Source organism: Vibrio sp. OPT46 (genome assembly GCF_015163535.1).
In the GTDB taxonomy this organism is placed as follows: Bacteria; Pseudomonadota; Gammaproteobacteria; order Enterobacterales; family Vibrionaceae; genus Vibrio; species Vibrio alginolyticus.
The window spans coordinates 18,124-18,821 of record NZ_JADDYG010000397.1 but is presented as its reverse complement, the minus strand read 5'-3'; the positions used below and the strand labels follow the sequence as shown (position 1 = coordinate 18,821).

1 protein-coding gene and 1 pseudogene are annotated in these 698 nt (G+C 42.8%); both read right to left on the bottom strand.

The features are described 5' to 3' along the window. A partial coding sequence (locus tag IQR33_RS18175) for an NADH:ubiquinone reductase (Na(+)-transporting) subunit D (protein ID WP_193843908.1) occupies positions 1-585 on the bottom strand: 585 nt, incomplete at its 3' end. Beyond that, positions 585-698: pseudogene (locus IQR33_RS35895) on the bottom strand (Na(+)-translocating NADH-quinone reductase subunit C); the annotation flags it as partial. The gene IQR33_RS18175 and the pseudogene IQR33_RS35895, both read right to left, overlap by 1 nt.

Sequence of the window (698 nt, the reverse complement as noted above, 5' to 3'; positions counted from 1 at the left end):
GATAAGGAAGCCGATTAGGAAGAATGCTGATGGTGCTAGTAGCATTAGGCCGTTAGGCTGGTACCAACCACCGTTGCTCACTAGAGGTAGAACTTCTAGACCAAATAGTTTGCCTGAGCCAAATAGCTCACGGAAGAAACCTACAGTGATAAGAACGAAGCCGTAACCTAGACCATTACCAATACCGTCAATAAGAGATGGTACTGGCGCAGACTTCATTGCGAATGCTTCAGCACGACCCATTACGATACAGTTAGTGATAATCAGACCAACGAATACAGATAGCTGTTTAGAGATATCGTATAGGTAAGCTTTTAGCACTTGGTCTACCACGATTACTAACGATGCGATGATTGCCATCTGAACGATGATACGCACACTGTTAGGAATGTGGTTACGGATCAATGAAACAGAGAAGTTAGACAACGCAGTTACAAATGTTACCGCTAGTGTCATTACAAAAGCTGTTTCTAGTTTAGTTGTTACTGCAAGAGCAGAACATACACCAAGAACTTGTAGCGCGATTGGGTTGTTATCCAATACTGGCGCTAGAATGCTCTTTTTAACGTTTTGTGCACTAGACATTAGTTAAGTTCTCCGTCACGAACTTTTGCTAGGAAAGGACCAAAGCCCATATCACCTAACCAGAAGTCAAATGTGTGTTGAACACCATTACTAGTGAGCGTAGCTCCTGATAG